The organism is Pacificoceanicola niger, assembly GCF_048553275.1.
Classification (GTDB): domain Bacteria; phylum Pseudomonadota; class Alphaproteobacteria; order Rhodobacterales; family Rhodobacteraceae; genus Pacificoceanicola.
Map to the genome: position 1 here is coordinate 285,851 of NZ_JBLZMW010000001.1, position 16,017 is coordinate 301,867.

Consider the following 16,017-nt stretch of genomic DNA (forward strand, 5'->3'; position numbering starts at 1 on the left):
ATGAGCAGCAACAGCACCAATCTCTCGGCGCAACTCGCGCGCGACCTCAAGGGGCCGTCCTTGACGATCTGGCTCTGCGCCGCGACGGTCTGGGTGTTCATCATCTGGGCCAGTTACGCGTGGGTCGATGAAATCGTGCGCGGCGAGGGCGAAATCATCTCCTCCTCGCGCCCGCAGATCATCCAGAACCTTGAAGGCGGCATCCTCGCCGAACTTCTGGTAAAGGAGGGCGACGAAGTCCTGCGCGGCGACGTGCTCGCCCGCCTGCAGGGCACACAATTCAAATCCTCGGTCGAAGACCTGCGCGATCAGATCACCGCGCTGGAGATCCGCCGCCTACGGCTCGAAGCGGAACTGGCGGGGGCGTCACACTTCGACGCGCCCGCGTCGCTGGCCGTGCGCTCGCCGGAGCTCGTGCAATCGGAACAATCGTTGCTGCAGGCGCGGCAATCCGACTACCTCTCGCGCAAAGCCGGTGCGCAAAGCGTGCTGGCCCAGGCGCAGAACGAACGCGATCTGATGGAGAACCTTCTGGACAAGAAGGTTGTCGCTCTGATCGAAGTGACCCGCGCGCGCAAGGCCCACGCCGACGCCAAGAAAATGTACGACGAGATCGTGACGCAAACCGAACTCGGCCGCGCCGAGGAGTATTCCGAAACGCTCAAGGAACTGGCGACGCTCCGGCAAAACCTCAAGGCCAGCCAGGATCAGCTCAACCGCACCGTCCTGACATCGCCCATGCACGGCATCGTCAACACGCTCTCTGTCACCACCATCGGCGGCGTCGTGCGCCCCGGCGAGGAGATCCTGCAGATCATTCCCGCCGACGAGGAACTCTTTGTCGAAGCGCAGATCAAACCCGAAGACATCGCCAACATCCGGCGTGGGCAGGAGGCGACGATCAAGCTGACCGCCTACGACTACACGATCTACGGCACGCTCAAGGGGCGCGTGGACGTGATCTCCGCCGACAGCTTCAAGGACGAACGCCGCCCGGAACTGGAGCCGCACTACAAGGTGACGATCCGCGTCGACATGGACTCGCTCACCGACCGCCAGGCCTCGATCGAAATCCGACCCGGCATGCAGGCCCAGGCGGAGCTGCACACCGGCGAGAAGACGGTGCTGCAATACATGCTCAAACCGCTCTACAAGAGCCGCGAAGCCTTCCGCGAGCCGTAACAAGGCGGAGCCGCTGGCGCGGCACAGGCTGTCTCGTCCTTTCGCCTCCGGCGACGTCCTCGGGCGGGCGCCCGGAACAGCGTGATGTGCTTTCAGGACGAAGGCGGCAATCCGGGACTACCGGGGCAGTGGTGCATTGAGACCGAAACGAAAGACGCGGGCGTGCTCGTGTGTCTTCTCGGTAAAACACCTGGGGGGCAGGGACTGACCGCCGGCGCCCCGCTGTCAGGTCTCGGTGTCCATCCAGATCGTCACCGGCCCATCGTTGGTCAGGCTCACCGCCATATCCGCACCAAAGCGTCCCGTGGCAACGTCGATCCCCTGTGCCGCGATCTGTGCGGTGAAATGTTCGTAGAGGCGTTCGCCCACCTCCGGCGGGGCGGCCGCGCTGAAGCCGGGACGGTTACCGCGCGATGTGTCTGCGGCGAGGGTGAACTGGCTGACGATCAGCGCGGCCCCGCCGGTGTCGCGCAACCCGCGGTTCATCCGGCCTTCGTCGTCCTTGAAGATGCGCAGCTTGGCGATCTTGGCGGCCAGTTTGTCCGCATGGGCCTCGGTGTCACCCTGCATGGCGCAGATCAGGATCAGCACACCGGCCCCAATGTCGCCGACAGTGTCGCCCGCGATCTCGACCCGGGCCGACGTGACGCGCTGAATCAGCGCCCTCACAATTCGTACTCCCAAGGCGGGTTTGCGCCCGCGCGGCTGACGGTCACAGCCGCCGCCTTCGCGCCCAGCTCCGCCGCCGGGGCCAGCGCGTCGAGACCGGCACCGCTCAAGGAGTCGCGGCTCAGCAGGCCCGCCTTGCGCAGCCCGGCGAGGAAGCCCGCGTTGAAGGTATCCCCGGCGCCGACCGTATCGACCACCGTCACTTTCTGTGCGGGAACGCGGCGGACGCCCTCGGGCGTCACGATATCCACGCCTTCCGCGCCCCGTGTCAGCAGCACCACCTTGCAGCTTTCAAGCAGCGCATCGGGCGTGGTTCCCAGCCAGTCCATGTCCTCATCTGAGATCTTCACGACATCCGCGCGCATCAGCATCCTTTCCAGCCGCGCCCGATAGCGCGCCTCGTCGGTGATGAAGCCGGGCCGGATGTTCGGATCGAGCATCACCGGCAGATCCCCGGCATTCAGGCACAGCGTGGCGTAGCTGTCCGCTTGCGGCTCGGAGACGAGGCTGATGCCGCCAAAGAACAGCGCTTCGGCGGTGCCGGATACATCGGGCAGGTCGGTTTCGCGCAGCATCCGCCCGGCGGTATTCTCGTCGTAGAAGGCGTATTGCGCGTGGCCGTCGGTCAGGGTCACGAAGGCCAGCGTCGTGGGGCGCGCGCTGCGCGGGCACAGCGAATGATCCACCTTCGAGGCCTCCAGCGTCTCTTCGAGGATTTTGCCGAAGAGGTCCGTGGACAGCCCGCCAAAGTAGCCCGACGGCGCCCCAAGACGGCCAAGCGCGATCGCCGTGTTCATCACCGCGCCGCCCGCATAGGGCGCAAAGCAGGGCTCGCCATCCGGGCTTACCCGGGGCAGCATGTCGATCAGGGCTTCGCCGCAACACAGGATCATCGGACCGTCTCCTCTTGAAATGTTTGCGCTAACTATCCTTGCCGATGCCTTTCTGGCAAGGGTCTTACTGGTTCATCGCCACGACGTAGCCCACCGCCCCGGCGACGATCAGCCCGACAATGACCGCAAAAGCGATCTTCCACGCCGAATAGGGGCGCTCGCCCTGCACCCGCCCGGTGCGCCCGTTCACCACGAACCGATAACTCTTGCCCTGATATTTGTACGCGGCAAGCCAGACCGGCAGCAGCACATGTTTGAAAGTCACCGCGCTGACCGCCGTGTCGACCGCGTGAATGCGCTGGCGGTCGCCGCCGATGTCGAATTTCACGTCCCGGCGGATCACCTGATCCATATGGGCGCGGGCCTCGTGGAAGCCTTCGTCGAGATCGACCTGATAGCCCTCGGCACGAAACCCGGCAAGATACTCGGGCCGATACGGCTCCATCGCGGCCAGATCCCATGGCTCCAGCGCATCGGTAAACCGTTTCGGCAGGGAGCGCGCGGCGAGCACGAGCACATCATCGAAAAAGCGGCTGACATGGCCGGATTTCGGCGACCACCGGATTTTCTGCACCCGCTGCGTCTCCATCTTGCCGTCGCGCATGACTTGCCGGGTCTCGTAATAGACCGTGCCGCGCTCGCCGCGATAATCGCTCTCGGTGTGCGCGTCGAAGGTCCAGTAGGGCACGTAAATGCCAGTCATCTTGCGCCCCTTGCGGGCGTACTCCTGTAACCCGTTCGGTGCGAACCACAGCGAGCCGAGCCACTCCGACATGGCATCGCGCGCGTTTGTCTCCTCAAGCGCAAACGGCAGCACCCCGCGCGGTTTGATATGCCGGTGCGCGCCGGTGTCGGTGACAAGCGGCGTGGCGCAGAACGGGCATTCGGTGGCGTGCACATCGGGGTCAAACTCGATCTGCGCGGCGCAGTTGGGACATTTGGAAACCCGCGTTTCCTCGATCTCCTGAAGCGGCAAAAGGTTGTCCATCGCGGCCTTGAAATCCAGCTCCTTGATGGAGCCTTTCCACGGGCCGCTGTCGGTGATCTCCCGCGTGTTGCCGCAGTGATCACAGATCAGCTTTCCCGCGTCGGGATCAAAGCGATAGTCGGCCCCGCACTGGTCGCAGGGAAAGCGGTGTTCCTGTGTCATTCCGGGCCTTTCGGTGACGTCCGGCGCAAACCTACCCTGTGTGGCCGCGATGCAAAAGAGGGGCGTTTCCCTGCGGCTGGATATCCCTTAGGCTGCGGCTATGACTCGTCTTTTTGCCTGCCTCTTGCTTGTCCTGGCCGCGCTGCCCGCCGCTGCGGATCCGGTGACCTACCGCTTTTCATGGAAGGGGGCAGAGGGCTATTCGATGACCGGTGCCATGTCCTTTGACAGCGCGCTGCTGGACGCGCGGGTCGTGCGCGAAGGCGACGTGTCCTGCTTCCACATCGACGGGTTTTTCGATGGCGAGCCCATTGGACGATGGGCGCTGACCATGCTGAACGAACGCACCTCCTGGCGGCTGCATTTCATTCCGCGCGAAGCGGCCTTCGTGGTCGAGGGGCGCGGCATTCCGATGCCGCAGGCCTGGAACATGAACGGTGCGGGGGATGATTGCGGCGAGGGGGGCTTTGGCTTCAACCTCGGCAATCTCGGGCAGGACTTCTGCCGCAACGACGAGCCGCTCTTTGCCTCGCGCATAGATCCCTACACGCCGTTCCCGGCGGTGCGCGACGACAGTTATCAATTCCCGCCCGATGCCTGCCCGGGGCCGCCTGTCCTCGGTGCCTTGCCCGGGCCGATCACCGGCCCCGACGCGGGATAACCGCGACGCACGCGCGGGCGCTGACGCATCAGCGGCGGAAGGCATGAAGGGCGCCATCGGGCGCCCTCACAACAAATGAAACGATTGCCCTAGACCCATTTGGCCATCGGCGGCAGGCTCATCAGCACCGCATTGGCGTCATGTCCCGTGGCCAGCCCGAACTTGGTTCCCCGGTCGTAGACGAGGTTGTATTCGGCATAGAGACCACGATGCACCAGTTGCGCATCCTTCTCTGCCTCTCCAAAGGCCGTGCCCCGGCGCTTCTCGATCAGCGGCACATAGGCAGGCAGGAAAGCCCGGCCGATGTCCTGTGTCAGGGCAAAATCCGTGGCCCAGTCGCCACTGTTCTGATCGTCCATGAAGATGCCGCCGACACCGCGCGCCCGGCCCCGGTGCGGAATAAAGAAGTACTCGTCCGCCCATGCCTTCAGGCGCGGATACTTCTCTTCTCCATGCGGGTCGAGATGCGCCTTCTGCACTGCGTGGAAATGCGCTGTGTCCTCGTCATACTCCAGACAGGGGTTGAGGTCAGAGCCGCCACCGAACCACCACGCTCCCGGGGTCCAGAACATCCGCGTGTTCATATGCACCGCCGGGCAATGCGGGTTCTGCATATGCGCGACCAGCGAAATACCCGAGGCCCAGAACCGCGGGTCGGCCTCGATCCCCGGCACGCCCCGCGCCGCCATGGCCGTCTGCGCCGCCGTGCCAAGCGTGCCGTAGACGGTCGAGACATTCACCCCGACCTTCTCGAAGACCCGGCCGCCGCGCATCACGCTCATCAGCCCGCCGCCCGCATCGCTGCCATCGTCGGAGGTCCGCCTGGTTTCGGTAACCTCGAACCGGCCCGGCGCGGCATCGGCAAAAGGACCCTCGGCGTGGCTGTCTTCCAACCCTTCGAACGCCGTGACAATGTCATCGCGAAGCTGACGGAACCACGCGCTCGCCTGCTGTTTTTCGTCCACCATGGCGTCTGTCATGTCACCCTCCCGAAAGGTCTCAGTATCAAATCAATGCGCTGGCGCCGCAACCGGGTCCAACAGGGTGCGCCCGCCGTCGACGGTCATCACCTGTCCGGTCATGAAACCGGCGGCATCGGACGCGAGAAACTGCACGGTCTCGGCCAACTCGCTCGGCGCGGCAATGCGGCCCAGCGGCGTGTGCTCCTCGATGTCCCGGCGGTACTCCGAATGCTCCTTGAGAGTCTGCTTGAGACTGGAGGACATGACAGAGCCAAAGCCGACGCCGTTCACCCGGATACGCTCCGGCGCCAGCGCCACGGCAAGGCTGCGCGTCATCTGGTCCAGCGCCGCACAGGCCACCGAATACCCGAGCAGCTCCGGATGCGAGTGCCGCGCTGCGATCGAAGACAGGTTCACGATGGCGCCCACCGGTCCGCTGTCCTGTCCTTCCGCCTGCTTGATCATCCGCTTGGCCACCACCTGGCTCAGCCGCAGCGAGATCATCAGGTTCTGGTTGATCATCTGTTCGACCGATCCGTCGTCGAGATCGAGCGGATCGGAAACCACCATCTGCCGCGAGCCATTAACCAGGACATCCACCCGGTCATAGGCATCGAGCGTCGCCGACAGCAGGTTGGCCAGCGTCAGCCGCTCCCGCAGGTCACCGACGAAATACTGCATGTTGCTCTCGTCCGAGAGGTTCTCGCCGCATTCCTTGACGAGCCGTGTCTCGTCCATGTCCGCGAACATCACATTGGCACCCTTGTTGACGAAATGCCGTGCAATGGCGAGACCGACGCCATTGGCGGCGCCCGTCACGATGGCGGTCTTGCCTTCGATGCTGAAACTCATCGCAAATCCCTCTTCCCGGGGTGGTTACCGACGCTGACGCACCGGGCGCGCAGCGTGCAGGATCTTGAACTTCGACGTGCCCGCCACTTCCGCATGATCGCGGAACAGCGTGGCCAAAGTGGTCTCGTAGGGCAAATGACGGTTGGCCACCATCCAAAGATGCCCGTTCGGCGCCAGCATACGCGCCGCCGCCGCCATGAAGGCCTGGCCAAGCTTGGGGTCCGCCTTGCGCCCGACGTGAAAGGGCGGGTTCATCACCACCGCATCGAGGCTGCGCTCGGGCTTCCACGTGGTGGCATCCTCCCAATGAAAGACGGCCCGTGGATCGGTCACATTGATCTTGGCGCAATCCAGCGCGGTCAGCTCCGCTTCCACCAGATGCAGCCGCGTCACCGCCGCGCGGTTCAGGACCTCCCGCGAGAGCCAGCCCCAGCCTGCGCCAAGATCGGCAACCGCGCCCTTGAGCGTGTCCGGCAGAGCCGCCGCCAGCGCTTCGGAGGCCGGATCCGCGCCATCCGCAGAGAACACGCCCGGCGCCGTCATGTCGCCCGCAGCGGTGCGGGCCATCGCTGGCCGAGCCCAGTCCTGCAAGCTGTCGTGCGATTGAAACCAGACGCATTTGCCATGCGCCTTGGAGACCTGGCCCTGGATCGAAACCTTGGCTTTCAACGCCTTGATGATGGATTCGATACCGTCTGTCTTGGCGCCATTCACCACGATCGGCGCGCCCCCGGCCGCCGCCTCGGCCCTTGCGATCAACGCTTCGGCCAGATCGCGGGCGCGGGGCAGGGTGACGATGATCGCCGAATACGGGCCCTGAAGCGCCGTGCGCAGCACCACGCCCTGGTGCGTCCAGGCGGCCACCTCCGGCGCAAAGGTCTGGATGATTTCACAGCGCGCCGCAGGCAGCGGCAGGCCATCCTCGGCCTGCGCCCCAAGCAGCGCAATCAAGCCATCGTCCGGCAGGACAAGCCCGCCTTTCTCAATGGCAAATCGGAGGCGTTCAGCGCTCATGACGACAGGGCGGGCGCCCTATTCCTTTTCCATGGTGCATTGCAGCGGATGCTGATGGCGGCGCGCGAAATCCATCACCTGGCCGACCTTGGTCTCGGCAATTTCATGGCTGAAAACGCCGACAACGGCGACGCCCTTCTTGTGCACGGTCAGCATGACTTCAAAGGCCTGCGCATGGGTCATACCGAAAAACCGCTCCAGCACATGCACCACGAATTCCATCGGTGTGAAATCGTCGTTGAGAAGCAGCACCTTGTACAAGGGCGGCTTCTTGGTCTTGGGCCGGGTGTCCAACGCGACACCCATGTCCGCCCCGTCATCGCCGGGGCGGTCTGGATTGCCCGCCATGGCACGGGGCTTGAGGATCTCTGCCGTCTTCATCACGTTCGCCAAGCTTTTGCATTCCATCATCAGAGGCCTCTATATAACGTCTTGGTCCGCCGCGAAAAGGGTCCGGATAAAATGGGGCGCAGAATGGTGAAAATATTACGAACAATTGCCTTCGATGCGGATGATACGCTCTGGCACAACGAACGCTTCTTTCACCTCACACAGCAGCGATTCGCCGATCTTCTTGCCGACTATGTGCCCCGTGATCATCTCGATGCGCACCTTCTGGAAGCCGAAAAGCGAAACATCGGCCATTATGGATTCGGCGTCAAAGGCTTTACCCTGTCGATGATCGAAACCGCCATCGAGGTCACGGACGGGCACGTCCCGGCCTCGGTGATCTCCGAATTGCTCCACGCCGGGCGCGAGATGCTGGACCATCCCATGGAACTTCTGCCACACGCCCGCGATGCGGTGGAGGCCGTCGCGCAAAGCCACCACGTGCTGCTCATCACCAAGGGCGACCTGCTGCACCAGGAACGCAAACTGGCGCAATCCGGCCTTGGCGATCTTTTCGACGGGGTGGAAATCGTCTCGGACAAACAACCGGCCACCTATGCGCGCATCTTCGCCCGGACGCCGGGCGGGCCGGAGGCGGCGATGATGATCGGCAACTCGATGAAATCCGATGTCATCCCGCCCATCACCGTCGGGGCCTGGGGCGTGCACGTCCCGCACGATCTGGCCTGGGATCTGGAGCACGCCGACCCGCCGGAGGCGGCGCGCTTCCGCGAATTGCCCGATCTCTCCGGGCTGCCGGATCTGGTCGCGGCTCTGGGCTGACCCCGCCCACCCTCGCACCCCCGCGCGCGGCAGCCCCCAAGACTCACCGCGCCGAACCGGGACACAAACCGCCGCCACAGTCTTGCCACATTCCGCCACAGTCTTGCCACAATCGCCTCTGTTGGGGATCTCCCACCGCGACCCCCAACATATGCTTAACAGCCGTTAACTAAAATCACGGTTAATCAATGCATTGGAGGCTTCTCTTGAAGCGCCTCCCGTGCTAGCCTTGCTGCAATCAAAAACAGTCCACCGGAAAAATCCGGGGACGCGAGGCAGTATATAGGCGGAACATGCAGACGGGACGTCGCAGGCAGTCAGGCCGTATTGGCCTGTACGTAATCACTATGGTTTGGCTCATTCTCCTGGTGCCGCTGAGCGCCATGGCAGCGCCCTATGCGGCGCTGGTGATGGATGCGCGGTCGGGCAAGGTCCTGCACGCGGACAATGCCGACACGCGGCTGCATCCGGCCTCGCTGACCAAGATGATGACACTCTACATCGCCTTCGAAGCGGTGCAGAACGGTGAGATCACCATGGATACGAAGGTGCGAATCTCGCGCAACGCCGCGTCCGAGCCGCCCTCCAAACTGGGCCTGCGCGAAGGCCAGACCATAGCCTTGCGCTACCTCGTCCGGGCGGCGGCGGTGAAATCCGCCAACGACGCCGCCACCGCCATCGGCGAGTCGATCGCAGGCTCCGAAGCGGCCTTCGCCCGCCGGATGAACCGCACCGCCAAGGCGCTGGGCATGACACGAACCACATTCAGGAACGCCCATGGCCTGACCGAGGAGGGCCACCTCTCCACCGCCCGCGACATGTCGATCCTCGGGCGGCACGTGATCTATGACTACCCTCAGTACTACAACCTGTTCTCGCGCATCACCGCCGACGCGGGCGTGCGCACGGTCAGCCACACGAACCGCCGCCTGCTGCAAAGCTACAAAGGCGCGGATGGGATCAAGACGGGCTACACCCGCGCCGCCGGGTTCAACCTGGTGGCGTCCGCGGAACGGGGCAGGGAGCGCGTGATCGCCACGGTTTTTGGCGGGCGCTCAACCGCGTCGCGCAACGCGAAGGTGGCCGAACTGCTGGACCTCGGATTCCGCCGCACGTCGCCCAACGCGCCATTCCGGGAGCCGGGCAAACCGCCCTACCTGGGCAAGGGCAGCGATGTGGTCGTGGCCCAAAGCAGCAACCCGGCACCCGGCACCCGCGCCAAGACGATCCGTGTGGCGCGCGCCGCCGTGACCAGCAGCCTGCGCCCGCAAGCCCGCCCGATCGCCGTCACAGCCGAAGACATCGCGCCGCTGGTGGCCGGCGTCGAAGACGACATCGAGAACATGCTAAAAGAAGTGCAAACCATCGCCTCTGTCGAACCCGCTGGCGCTCCGCCGGTCACGGCGGACACCGTCGGCATCGCGCCCAGCGCCTCTGTCAAACCGGCGCGGCGTCCGGAGGGCGTACAACTCGCCGCTGCCGACTTGCGTGAAACCGCCACCCCGGCCCGCGCCGCGGAAGTGGTCACCCGGCTTTCGACATCGGGCGGACGGCACTGGGGCGTGAACATTGGTCGCTACCCAAGCCGGTTTGCCGCCGAAAAGGTGCTATTGAAAACGGCCCTGACTGAAACTGCCTCGCTCGACGGAGCGCTGCGCAAGGTGAACAAGGGCAACCGTGGCTTCGACGCGAACTTCATGGGCCTGACCCGTGACCAGGCGGACCTCGCCTGCCGCCGCCTTCAGGCCCGCCAGATCACGTGCTTCATGATCGGCCCGAGCTGACATACCCAAAGCGGTACCCGCGTCAGAAAGGTTTCGCCGCGCTTGCGCGCGTCGACCGGCGCTCGCTTCGCTCGCTTGAAAGGGGGCTCTGCCCCCTTCTGCCTTCGGCATTCATCCCCCGAGGTATTTGGTGGGCCAAAGACGCCCGAACGGCTGTCCAGCACGGCGTCTTTGGTCCCTGAAATACCTCGGGTGAGCCCCGTAGGGGCGAGGGCGGAGCCCTTCGCGCCTGCCCGAAGGGCAGGCGCGTATCTCGACGCGCATCAGCGCGGCGAAACCTCTGAAAATCATTGATCCAAAAATGACAAACCCCCGAAAGGCCGCAGCCCCGGGGGTCGTCTGAGGAACCGGATCGGTCCCTGACTTCAGTTCATGAAGCCGATCATTGCGAGCCTCAGAGGAGACCTTCGCGCTGGGCTTTCTTGCGAGCGAGCTTGCGGGCGCGGCGAATAGCCTCGGCCTTCTCACGCGCTTTCTTCTCGGACGGCTTCTCGAAATGTTGCTTGAGCTTCATCTCGCGGAACACGCCTTCGCGCTGGAGCTTCTTCTTCAGGGCGCGGAGCGCCTGATCGACGTTGTTGTCACGAACACTGACCTGCATGTGGTTGTCACCACCTTTCTAGGTTTGAGTTGCAAAAGTTGCAGGAAGTGGCCGTATAGACGTCTTCGCCCTATATGTCAAAGGCCAAGGCGGGCGATTTGTCCGCTTTTGCCGCGCACGGTGCGCGGCTAGTCTGACCGAATCGATTCACAGGAGCGCACCATGCCCGAGACCCTGCAAGACACCCTGCTCGATGCGGCCCTGATGCACGTGCCTTTCGACGGCTGGTCCGAAACCACCTTTCGCGCGGCCGTTGCCGATGCGGATGCCGACCCGGTTGTCGCCCGCAGCCTGTTTCCACGCGGCGCGGCCGACCTCGCGGTCGCTTATCATAAACGGGGGGACGCGATCATGGTCCGCCGCATCGCTGAGACCGACCTGTCGGACATGCGTTTCCGGGACAAGGTTGCCTTCGCCGTGCGCGCCCGCATCGAAGCGGTGGAAGACAAGGAGATCGTCCGCCGGGGCGCCACCCTTTCGGCGCTGCCGATGCATGCCACCGACGGGGCCAAGCTGATCTGGGGCACCGCCGATGCGATCTGGACGGCGCTTGGCGACACATCCCGCGACATCAACTGGTACACCAAGCGCGCCACGCTTTCCGGCGTCTATTCCTCGACTGTGCTCTACTGGCTCGGCGACGATTCGCCGGAGTACCAGGCGACATGGGGTTTTCTTGACCGCCGGATCGAAGATGTGATGCGCTTTGAAAAGACCAAGGCACAGGTGCAAGGCAACCCGGTGCTGTCCAAGCTCTTTGCCGGACCGGCCAAGCTGGCCGAGCGCATTCGGGCACCGCAGCGGGGGCAAGACATCCCCGGCGGCGCGTCCACGCGGCGCTGATCCGGCCACGCCGACGCACCTTGCCCATCGCGCCCGCATCCGGCACCTTGCGGAAAAATCCCGCGAGGAGATCCCCATGACCGACACCATGCGCGCCATCGAAATCACCAGGGCCGGAGGGCCGGAGGTCCTGCAGCCCTGCACGCGCCCCATCCCGCAGCCCGCCGCCGGGCAGGTGGTGATCAAGCTCGCCTATGCCGGGGTCAACCGCCCCGACGCCCTGCAACGCGCGGGCCTTTACGCCCCGCCGCCGACAGCCTCCGACCTGCCGGGGCTGGAAGGGGCAGGGGAGGTCGTCGCCCTTGGCGCGGGGGTCGACAGCCTGTCTGTCGGCGATCAGGTCTGTGCGCTTCTGCCCGGGGGCGGCTATGCCGAATTTGTCGCCACACCCGCCGCGCACTGCCTGCCGGTGCCGCAGGGGATGGATCTCAGACAGGCGGCCTGCCTGCCGGAGACCTTTTTCACCGTCTGGTCAAACGTCTTCATGCGTGGTGGGCTGAAGGCTGGTGAGCGCTTTTTGGTGCACGGCGGCTCGTCGGGCATCGGCACCACGGCGATCCAGCTGGCCAGGGCTTTCGGCGCGCGGGTCTTCATTACCGCCGGGTCGGACGACAAGTGCGCGGCCTGCACCGAACTGGGCGCGGAGCGCGCCATCAACTACCGCGAAGAGGATTTCGTCGAGGTGCTGCAGGCCGAGCGCGGTGCGGACCTGATCCTCGACATGGTCGGCGGTTCCTACCTGCCCCGCAACGTCAGGGCGCTGGCCGACGACGGGCGGCTGGTGCAGATCGCCTTCCTCACCGGGCCGAAGATCGAACTGAACTTTGCGCAGCTCATGACCCGCCGCCTGACCATCACCGGCAGCACCCTGCGCCCGCAAAGCGATCTCGCCAAGGCGCGCATCGCGGAAGAGCTGCGCAGCAAGGTCTGGCCGCTGCTGGATGCGGGAACCGTCGCCCCGGTGATGGATTCGGAGTTCGCGATGGGAGAGGCCGCCGCTGCCCATGCGCGCATGGAAAGCTCCGGCCATATCGGGAAAATCGTTCTGAAGATCGCCTGACCAAACCGGGCGGCGGGGCACAGCCCCGCCCTACGCCCCGGTCGGCCAGGCCCTCAGAGCACCGCGCGGCGATACAGGTGCCACGTGGCGTGACCGAGCACCGGCAGCGCGATCACCAGCCCGAGCAGCATCGGGATCGCTGCCAGGATCAGCAGAGCTGCCACCAAAGCGCCCCAGCTCAGGATCACGACCGGGTTCTTGCGCAGCACTGCGACCGAGGTCATCACGGCCACCGGCAGGCCAGGCGCGCGGTCGAGCAACATCGGCACCGTCACCACGGAAACCGCCAGCGTGACCAGCGCAAAGAGCGCGCCAAGGCCGCAGCCGACCACGATCAGCATCCATCCTGCCTGGCTGCCCAGCACCGCGCCGAAGAACGCCCCGAGGCTCTCCGGTGCCGCGGGTCCCATCGTCGCGCCATAAATCTCGGCCGCCGTCAGCATCCAGACCACCAGCAGTGCCGCAAGATAAACGCCAAAGATGAAGATCGCGCCAAAGGAGGGCCGCTCGACCACCTTGAGCGCCGTGTACCAATGGGTTTCCTCCCCCGCTTCGCGGCGGCGGCTGAGCTCATAGACGCCGACCGTTGCCACCGGCCCGACCAGGGCAAACCCCATGATCAGCGGAAAAAGCAGCGGGATCATCGCCATTTGAAACCCGAGCCCCATGAGGACCAGACCCATCACCGGATACAGCAGAACAAGGAACACCACATCGCTGCGGCAGGCGAGAAAATCCTCCCAGCCCTTGCCAAGCGCACGGCCAAGATCGTCCATGCTCAGGGTTTGAACACGCGGAACATGGGTGTCGTCGCTGCCGAGCCGCTCTGCGCTTTGCGTGACGTGACGGCCGGCAAGCCCCAGCGCACGGGCGCTCCAGGACAGCGGATTTCCGATGGTGTCGGGCATGAGGTTTCTCCGTATCGGCGTTGCGTTTCAGCGCCAATCAGCCCGGATCAGACGCCAGCCCAACCGGGCCTTGTGATGGCGTACTGCGGTGAATTCTAACATGCGCCGCGGCGCATGTCGCCTCACGGTTGTGCGATACCGGTGGAACCGGACGTCTTCCGGGCATAGAATGCGGAATTCGGTCCCGCGCCGACGGGCCTTGCCCCGCGCGGGAACAAACCTTGCAAAGATCACCTGCTTGCGCCTTGTGCATTTATGCACATTTCCTAAGTCCACAGATGCGTCTATCTCTTCGGCACAAACAGGAGGGCACCCCATGACTATGGTGGACATCCGCGACGCGCGGAAAGTGTACGACGGCGGCTTCGAAGCGCTGCGCGGGGTTGACCTGCAAATCCGCGAGGGCGAGATCCTCGCGCTGCTCGGTCCCAATGGCGCCGGGAAAACCACCCTGATATCAGCGATTTGCGGCATCACGCAGCCAACATCCGGCACGATTGCGGTGGGCGGGCATGATGTCGTCACCGACTACCGGGCCGCGCGCAAGCTGATCGGCCTTGTCCCGCAGGAAATCAATCTCGAACCGTTTGAAAAGGTCGCCACGACGGTCGCCTTCTCGCGCGGTCTCTTCGGCCTGCCGCGCAACGACGCCCTGATCGAGCAGATCCTGCGCAAGCTCTCGCTCTGGGACAAGCGCGACTCCAAGGTGATGGCCCTCTCCGGCGGTATGAAACGCCGCGTGCTGATCGCCAAGGCGCTCAGCCACGAGCCGCGCGTGCTCTTTCTCGATGAGCCCACCGCCGGGGTCGACGTCGAACTGCGCCGCGACATGTGGGAAATCGTCGAAGAGCTGCGCCGGGACGGTGTGACCATCATCCTCACCACCCATTACATCGAAGAGGCCGAGGCCATCGCCGACCGCGTTGGCGTCATCAACAACGGCCAGATCCTTCTGGTCGAGGAGAAGGCGAGCCTGATGGCGCGCATGGGCAAAAAGCACCTCACCGTCGAGCTGGACGCGCCGATCACAGAGATTCCCGCCAACCTTCCGGAGTTCAACCTGACCCTCGGCGAAGACGGCAAATCCCTGATCTACGCCTATGACACCGCCGCCGAGCGCACCGGCATCGCCCGTCTCATGGCCGCGCTCTCCGAAGGCGGCCTGGTTGTCCGCGACGTCTCGACCGCGCAGAACTCGCTCGAAGACATCTTCGTCGGCCTCGTCACCGACCAACAGAAACAGGAGAGCGCCGCATGAATTTCGGAGCCATCTCGGCCATTTACCGCAATGAAATGGCCCGCTTTTTCCGCACCCTCGCGCAGAGCTTCATCTCGCCGGTGATCTCCACCTCGCTCTACTTCGTGGTTTTCGGCGCCGCGATCGGCTCGCGCATCGACCAGGTCGAAGGCGTCTCCTACGGCTCGTTCATCGTGCCGGGCCTGATCATGCTCAGCGTCATCACGCAGTCGATCTCCAACGCCTCCTTCGGCATCTACTTCCCGAAGTTCATCGGCACGATCTACGAACTGCTCTCCGCCCCGATAAACTTTCTCGAAATCGTCATCGGCTATGTCGGTGCCGCCGCGACCAAGGCGCTGTTTATCGGGATCGTGATCCTCGGCACCGCCGCGCTCTTCGTCGATCTGACGATCATGCACCCCTTCGCCATGATCGCCTTCCTGATCCTCACCTGCATCAGCTTCTCGTTGCTGGGCTTCATCATCGGCATCTGGGCCGGCAATTTCGAACAGTTGCAACTGGTGCCGCTGCTGATCATCACTCCGTTGATCTTCCTCGGTGGCTCATTCTACTCGATCTCCATGCTGCCCCCGGTGTGGCAGACGATCACCCTGTTCAATCCGGTGGTCTACCTGATCTCCGGCTTCCGCTGGGCGTTCTTCGGCACTGCCGACGTGCCCATCGGCCTGTCGCTACTGGCCATCGCCGCCTTCACCGGCCTCTGCCTCGCCGTGGTCTGGTGGATCTTCAAGACCGGCTGGCGCATCCGCACCTAAGCGCGCTCCCGCCCCGCCGCCGCGAGGCTGCCAGCGCGTCTCCATGGCGTCCCGACAGGGACGCCATAACCCCTCCGTCTGCGCCTGGCGGTTCACATCCCCGCCGCGGGCTGACATGCCCCCTGCGCGTCTTTGGTCCGCAAAGACCTTTGGGCGCGCCGCAGCTGGGGGGCAAAGGCTCAAACCAAATTTTGTTCGACAAGATTTTCGCGCCATCACGCGACTGTGAGCCGGTTTTCGGACCGCGAC

17 protein-coding genes are annotated in these 16,017 nt (G+C 64.4%); 8 read left to right on the forward strand and 9 right to left on the reverse strand.

The features are described 5' to 3' along the window. Nucleotides 1-1,182 carry an HlyD family type I secretion periplasmic adaptor subunit gene (locus tag ACN2XU_RS01370; RefSeq protein ID WP_419408587.1) on the forward strand — a complete coding sequence of 394 codons (1,182 nt, stop codon included), beginning with the start codon at nt 1-3 and terminating at the stop codon, nt 1,180-1,182. 225 nt (nt 1,183-1,407) lie between these two features. On the opposite strand, the gene dtd is transcribed toward ACN2XU_RS01370, so the two are convergent. From dtd to ACN2XU_RS01385, 3 genes are all read right to left on the reverse strand, one after another. Continuing rightward, a complete protein-coding gene (dtd, locus tag ACN2XU_RS01375) occupies nt 1,408-1,851 on the reverse strand; it encodes a D-aminoacyl-tRNA deacylase (RefSeq protein ID WP_419408588.1) in 444 nt (147 codons plus the stop codon). Then, nucleotides 1,848-2,744, reverse strand: a complete 897-nt coding sequence (locus tag ACN2XU_RS01380; RefSeq protein WP_419408589.1) for a carbohydrate kinase family protein — start codon at nt 2,742-2,744, stop codon at nt 1,848-1,850. Before ACN2XU_RS01380 ends, dtd begins: the two co-directional genes overlap by 4 nt. A gap of 64 nt (nt 2,745-2,808) precedes the next feature. Further along, complete coding sequence (locus tag ACN2XU_RS01385; RefSeq protein WP_419408590.1) at nt 2,809-3,894, reverse strand: TFIIB-type zinc finger domain-containing protein; 1,086 nt, start codon at nt 3,892-3,894, stop codon at nt 2,809-2,811. A gap of 100 nt (nt 3,895-3,994) precedes the next feature. Between ACN2XU_RS01385 and ACN2XU_RS01390 the strand changes: the two genes are divergently transcribed. After that, a complete protein-coding gene (locus ACN2XU_RS01390) occupies nt 3,995-4,555 on the forward strand; it encodes a hypothetical protein (RefSeq protein ID WP_419408591.1) in 561 nt (186 codons plus the stop codon). An 89-nt stretch (nt 4,556-4,644) separates the two neighbouring features. Here the strand turns inward: ACN2XU_RS01390 and hemF are convergent, their stop codons facing one another. Genes hemF through clpS form a run of 4 tightly spaced genes read right to left on the reverse strand, consistent with a single transcriptional unit; the run spans nt 4,645 to nt 7,731 of the window. Beyond that, entirely contained in the window at nt 4,645-5,535 is an 891-nt protein-coding gene (gene hemF / locus ACN2XU_RS01395) for an oxygen-dependent coproporphyrinogen oxidase (RefSeq protein WP_419408592.1), read from the reverse strand. Nucleotides 5,536-5,565: 30 nt separating this feature from the next. After that, a complete protein-coding gene (locus ACN2XU_RS01400) occupies nt 5,566-6,369 on the reverse strand; it encodes an SDR family NAD(P)-dependent oxidoreductase (protein ID WP_419408593.1) in 804 nt (267 codons plus the stop codon). 24 nt (nt 6,370-6,393) lie between these two features. Then, the gene (locus tag ACN2XU_RS01405; RefSeq protein ID WP_419408594.1) at nt 6,394-7,383 is read right to left on the reverse strand and encodes a class I SAM-dependent methyltransferase; all 990 of its coding nucleotides are present in this window, start codon (nt 7,381-7,383) and stop codon (nt 6,394-6,396) included. 18 nt (nt 7,384-7,401) lie between these two features. After that, nucleotides 7,402-7,731 carry an ATP-dependent Clp protease adapter ClpS gene (clpS, locus tag ACN2XU_RS01410; RefSeq protein WP_419408822.1) on the reverse strand — a complete coding sequence of 110 codons (330 nt, stop codon included), beginning with the start codon at nt 7,729-7,731 and terminating at the stop codon, nt 7,402-7,404. A gap of 126 nt (nt 7,732-7,857) precedes the next feature. Here clpS and ACN2XU_RS01415 point away from each other — a divergent pair, with 126 nt between their 5' ends. Continuing rightward, nucleotides 7,858-8,556: an HAD family hydrolase gene (locus ACN2XU_RS01415; RefSeq protein ID WP_419408595.1), complete on the forward strand. Its 699-nt coding sequence runs from the start codon at nt 7,858-7,860 to the stop codon at nt 8,554-8,556. Between the two features lie 347 nt (nt 8,557-8,903). Further along, nucleotides 8,904-10,340 carry a D-alanyl-D-alanine carboxypeptidase family protein gene (locus tag ACN2XU_RS01420; RefSeq protein ID WP_419408596.1) on the forward strand — a complete coding sequence of 479 codons (1,437 nt, stop codon included), beginning with the start codon at nt 8,904-8,906 and terminating at the stop codon, nt 10,338-10,340. Nucleotides 10,341-10,734: 394 nt separating this feature from the next. Here ACN2XU_RS01420 and rpsU read toward each other — a convergent pair whose 3' ends face one another. Continuing rightward, entirely contained in the window at nt 10,735-10,941 is a 207-nt protein-coding gene (rpsU, locus tag ACN2XU_RS01425; RefSeq protein WP_005614280.1) for a 30S ribosomal protein S21, read from the reverse strand. Nucleotides 10,942-11,103: 162 nt separating this feature from the next. On the opposite strand from rpsU, the gene ACN2XU_RS01430 reads away from it, so the two are divergent. Both ACN2XU_RS01430 and ACN2XU_RS01435 read left to right on the forward strand, forming a co-directional pair. Beyond that, complete coding sequence (locus tag ACN2XU_RS01430) at nt 11,104-11,784, forward strand: COQ9 family protein (RefSeq protein WP_419408597.1); 681 nt, start codon at nt 11,104-11,106, stop codon at nt 11,782-11,784. Nucleotides 11,785-11,860: 76 nt separating this feature from the next. Continuing rightward, nucleotides 11,861-12,844: an NAD(P)H-quinone oxidoreductase gene (locus ACN2XU_RS01435; RefSeq protein WP_419408598.1), complete on the forward strand. Its 984-nt coding sequence runs from the start codon at nt 11,861-11,863 to the stop codon at nt 12,842-12,844. Between the two features lie 53 nt (nt 12,845-12,897). On the opposite strand, the gene ACN2XU_RS01440 is transcribed toward ACN2XU_RS01435, so the two are convergent. Further along, complete coding sequence (locus tag ACN2XU_RS01440) at nt 12,898-13,752, reverse strand: DUF2189 domain-containing protein (protein WP_419408599.1); 855 nt, start codon at nt 13,750-13,752, stop codon at nt 12,898-12,900. 316 nt (nt 13,753-14,068) lie between these two features. Between ACN2XU_RS01440 and ACN2XU_RS01445 the strand changes: the two genes are divergently transcribed. Continuing rightward, entirely contained in the window at nt 14,069-15,010 is a 942-nt protein-coding gene (locus ACN2XU_RS01445) for an ABC transporter ATP-binding protein (protein WP_419408600.1), read from the forward strand. Then, nucleotides 15,007-15,768 carry an ABC transporter permease gene (locus ACN2XU_RS01450; protein WP_419408601.1) on the forward strand — a complete coding sequence of 254 codons (762 nt, stop codon included), beginning with the start codon at nt 15,007-15,009 and terminating at the stop codon, nt 15,766-15,768. The genes ACN2XU_RS01445 and ACN2XU_RS01450 overlap by 4 nt, the downstream gene beginning before the upstream one ends. The last annotated feature ends 249 nt before the right edge of the window (nt 15,769-16,017 follow it).

What these genes read in the sequence shown, in the direction of transcription:
- ACN2XU_RS01370 (WP_419408587.1), top strand. Translation starts at nt 1, where the DNA reads ATGAGCAGCAACAGCACCAATCTCTCGGCGCAACTCGCGCGCGACCTC.
- ACN2XU_RS01380 (WP_419408589.1), bottom strand. Translation starts at nt 2,744, where the DNA reads ATGATCCTGTGTTGCGGCGAAGCCCTGATCGACATGCTGCCCCGGGTA.
- ACN2XU_RS01385 (WP_419408590.1), bottom strand. Translation starts at nt 3,894, where the DNA reads ATGACACAGGAACACCGCTTTCCCTGCGACCAGTGCGGGGCCGACTAT.
- ACN2XU_RS01390 (WP_419408591.1), top strand. Translation starts at nt 3,995, where the DNA reads ATGACTCGTCTTTTTGCCTGCCTCTTGCTTGTCCTGGCCGCGCTGCCC.
- hemF (WP_419408592.1), bottom strand. Translation starts at nt 5,535, where the DNA reads ATGACAGACGCCATGGTGGACGAAAAACAGCAGGCGAGCGCGTGGTTC.
- ACN2XU_RS01400 (WP_419408593.1), bottom strand. Translation starts at nt 6,369, where the DNA reads ATGAGTTTCAGCATCGAAGGCAAGACCGCCATCGTGACGGGCGCCGCC.
- ACN2XU_RS01405 (WP_419408594.1), bottom strand. Translation starts at nt 7,383, where the DNA reads ATGAGCGCTGAACGCCTCCGATTTGCCATTGAGAAAGGCGGGCTTGTC.
- clpS (WP_419408822.1), bottom strand. Translation starts at nt 7,731, where the DNA reads ATGGCGGGCAATCCAGACCGCCCCGGCGATGACGGGGCGGACATGGGT.
- ACN2XU_RS01415 (WP_419408595.1), top strand. Translation starts at nt 7,858, where the DNA reads ATGGTGAAAATATTACGAACAATTGCCTTCGATGCGGATGATACGCTC.
- ACN2XU_RS01420 (WP_419408596.1), top strand. Translation starts at nt 8,904, where the DNA reads ATGGTTTGGCTCATTCTCCTGGTGCCGCTGAGCGCCATGGCAGCGCCC.
- rpsU (WP_005614280.1), bottom strand. Translation starts at nt 10,941, where the DNA reads ATGCAGGTCAGTGTTCGTGACAACAACGTCGATCAGGCGCTCCGCGCC.
- ACN2XU_RS01430 (WP_419408597.1), top strand. Translation starts at nt 11,104, where the DNA reads ATGCCCGAGACCCTGCAAGACACCCTGCTCGATGCGGCCCTGATGCAC.
- ACN2XU_RS01435 (WP_419408598.1), top strand. Translation starts at nt 11,861, where the DNA reads ATGACCGACACCATGCGCGCCATCGAAATCACCAGGGCCGGAGGGCCG.
- ACN2XU_RS01440 (WP_419408599.1), bottom strand. Translation starts at nt 13,752, where the DNA reads ATGCCCGACACCATCGGAAATCCGCTGTCCTGGAGCGCCCGTGCGCTG.
- ACN2XU_RS01445 (WP_419408600.1), top strand. Translation starts at nt 14,069, where the DNA reads ATGACTATGGTGGACATCCGCGACGCGCGGAAAGTGTACGACGGCGGC.
- ACN2XU_RS01450 (WP_419408601.1), top strand. Translation starts at nt 15,007, where the DNA reads ATGAATTTCGGAGCCATCTCGGCCATTTACCGCAATGAAATGGCCCGC.